General features: G+C 74.5%; 3 protein-coding genes and 2 pseudogenes. 4 read left to right on the plus strand and 1 reads right to left on the minus strand.

The genetic code is table 11. From position 1 onward, the window contains the following. Positions 1 to 326 precede the first annotated feature (326 nt). Both JNW89_RS33700 and JNW89_RS33705 read left to right on the plus strand, forming a co-directional pair. Positions 327 to 674, plus strand: coding sequence for a phosphopantetheine-binding protein (locus tag JNW89_RS33700; protein WP_238452117.1), 348 nt, complete (start codon positions 327 to 329; stop codon positions 672 to 674). A 6-nt stretch (positions 675 to 680) separates the two neighbouring features. Beyond that, positions 681 to 1,658, plus strand: a complete 978-nt coding sequence (locus JNW89_RS33705) for an ATP-binding cassette domain-containing protein (protein WP_238452118.1) — start codon at positions 681 to 683, stop codon at positions 1,656 to 1,658. Between the two features lie 12 nt (positions 1,659 to 1,670). Here the strand turns inward: JNW89_RS33705 and JNW89_RS33710 are convergent, their stop codons facing one another. Further along, positions 1,671 to 2,243, minus strand: a complete 573-nt coding sequence (locus tag JNW89_RS33710) for a helix-turn-helix domain-containing protein (RefSeq protein WP_238452119.1) — start codon at positions 2,241 to 2,243, stop codon at positions 1,671 to 1,673. A gap of 120 nt (positions 2,244 to 2,363) precedes the next feature. Here JNW89_RS33710 and JNW89_RS37110 point away from each other — a divergent pair. Then, a pseudogene (locus JNW89_RS37110) lies at positions 2,364 to 2,516 on the plus strand (AzlC family ABC transporter permease); the annotation flags it as partial. A 103-nt stretch (positions 2,517 to 2,619) separates the two neighbouring features. Then, positions 2,620 to 2,750 (plus strand): annotated as a pseudogene (locus JNW89_RS37115) (AzlC family ABC transporter permease); the annotation flags it as partial.

The following is a 2,750-nucleotide window of genomic DNA, read 5'->3' on the forward strand; positions in this document are numbered from 1 at the left end:
CCCGGACGGCAACCTCGAATACCTGGGCCGCACCGACCACCAGGTCAAGCTGCGCGGCTTCCGGGTGGAGTGCGGCGAGATCGAGGCGGCCGTCCGGCGGTTGCTGCCGGACAGCGACGTGACGGTGCAGCTACGCCGGGACGACCCCGACGACCCGCAGCTCGTCGCGTACCTGGCGGGCGGGGCGGGAACCGACGCCGCGACCCTGCGGACGGTGGTCCCGGCCGCGGTCGTCCTCCTCGACGCGCTGCCGCTGACCCGCAACGGCAAACTCGACCGGGCGGCGCTGCCGCGCCCGCCTCGACCGGCCCCGCGACAGCGCGGCGGTGGCACCTGCCGGCCGGGCCGAGGAGATCCTGGTCGAGGCGTGGCGCGAGGTCCTCGGGGTGGCCACCGTCGGCGTGACCGACAGCTTCTTCGCCCTCGGCGGCGACTCCATCCGCAGCATCCAGATGCAGGTGGCGGCGAACCGGCGGGGGCTGTCCTTCCGACTCAGCGACATCTTCACGTACCAGTCGATCCGCGAGCTGGTCACGCACGGGGAGATCACTCTGGACGGGGCCCCGCCGGTCGCGGAGGCCAGGCCGGCCGGGCGGTTCGCGCTGGTCGCCGCCGCCGGCGCGGCGGCGGCCTGGCGCGTCGGTGTCCGCCACTACCGGAGTACGGGATCATGAGCCTGGGTGATCGACGCGCAAGGGCTGCGCAAGGAGTTCACGGTCCGGGTCAAGGTCGGCCGGCTGCGCCGCGAGAAGCGGACGGTCACCGCCGTCGACGGCGTGGACCTGCGGGTCGAGCGCGGCGAGACGCTCGGCTACATCGGCCCGAACGGGGCGGGCAAGTCCACCACCCTGAAGATGCTCACCGGCGTGCTGACCCCCTCCGCCGGGCAGGTACGCGTCTGCGGGCTGCGTCCGGTCGCCCAGCGCACCCGGCTGGCCCTCGGGATCGGCGTGGTCTTCGGTCAGCGCTCCCAGCTCTGGTGGGACCTGCCGCTGCGCGACTCGTTCGACCTGCTCCGGCACGTCTACCGGGTGCCGGCCGGCGACCACGCGACCCGGCTGCGCCGCTGCCGCGCGCTGCTGGACCTCGACGAGTTCCTGGACACCCCGGTGCGGCAGCTCTCCCTCGGGCAGCGGATGCGCGGCGAGCTGACCGCCGCCCTGCTGCACGGCCCGCGGGTGCTCTTTCTCGACGAGCCCACCATCGGGCTGGACGTGGTGAGCAAGCAGGCGGTCCGCGACTTCCTCGGCGAGCTGCGCCGGGCCGGCGACACCACGCTGGTGCTCACCACCCACGACCTGGCCGACATCGAGCGGCTCTGCCGCCGGCTCGTGGTGATCGACCACGGTCGGGTGGTGCACGACGGCTCGATCGCCGCCCTGCACAGCCGGTACGGCTCCCGCCGGCTGGTCGTCGCCGAACTGGACACCGCGCTGGCCACCCCGCCGACGCTGCCCGGCGCGCCACTGGAACGGGTCGAGGCGGACGGGCGCCGGCTGGTCTACGCCTGCGAGTCGGCCGGCGCGGCGGAGGTGGTGGCCGGGCTCGCCGGCCTGGCCACGCTCCGCGACATCTCGATCGTCGAGCCGGACATCGAGGAGGTGGTGACCCGGCTCTACCGGTCCCCGGCGAGCCGGGCGGCCCCGGTCACCGGCTGAGCCCGCCGCCGCTCAGGGGTGCTCCATCACCAGGACCGCGAAGGTGCCGGGCGCCAGCGCCTCGTACCGGTGCGGGACGTCGCCCGGGAACGTCGCGTAGTCGCCCGGGCCGAGTTCCACCAGGTCGGACTCCGGGCCGACCCGCATCCGGCCGGCGGCGACCACGATGTGTTCGACGCTGCGGGGGGTGTGCGGCTCGGCGACGCGGACGGCGCCCGGCTCCAGTTCCATCACGTAGACGTCACGCCGGCCGTGTGCCGAGCCGGCGGCGAGCAGGGTGGCGGTGAAGTCGGCGTGCTCCGAGCGGATCCGGGGGCCCTCGCCGGCCCGGATGACCCGGACGCTGGCCGGGGGTGGCTCGACCAGCCGGCTGAACGGTACGCCGAGGGCGACGCCGAGTGCCCAGAGGGTCTCGACGCTCGGATTGCCGACCCCGGATTCGAGCTGCGACAGGGTGGACTTGGCGATGCCGGCGCGGCGGGCCAGCTCGGTCAACGACAGACCGGCCCGGTCGCGCTCGCGGCGCAGGGCCGCCGCGATGGTGGCCAGCGGGGGAGTGGTGTCCACGGGCGTTGTTCGCTCCATCGTTCTCTTTGTTCGGTTTGACGAACGTGTCGAGGCTGTTCATCATAATGAACCATGCGTACGGCTGACCGAACACCCGACGCCCGGATGCTCCGCGACGTCGCCGCGATCGGCGCGGCGATGATCGCCGTCGGCGCCTCCTTCGGCGCGGTCGCGGTAGCCGCCGGCCTACCCGCCTGGGCGACCGTCGCGATGTCGGTGCTCGTCTACGCCGGTGGCGCGCAGTTCATGGCGGTCGGGCTGGTGGCCGCCGGCAGCCCGCTGGCCGCGGTCCTGGCCGGGCTGCTGCTCAACGCCCGGCACCTGCCGTTCGGCCTGACCTTGGGCGACAGCCCTCGGCCGCCCGCGCTGGCGGCGGCTGCTCGGCAGCCACCTGATGACCGACGAGGCGACCGCGTTCGCGCTGGCCCGACCGGCCGGCGGCGGGCGCCGACGCGCGTTCTGGCTCGCCGGGACGCTGCTCTTCCTGGCCTGGAACGCCGGCACCCTGCTCGGCGTGCTCGCCGG

Source organism: Micromonospora sp. 4G55, from assembly GCF_016803375.1.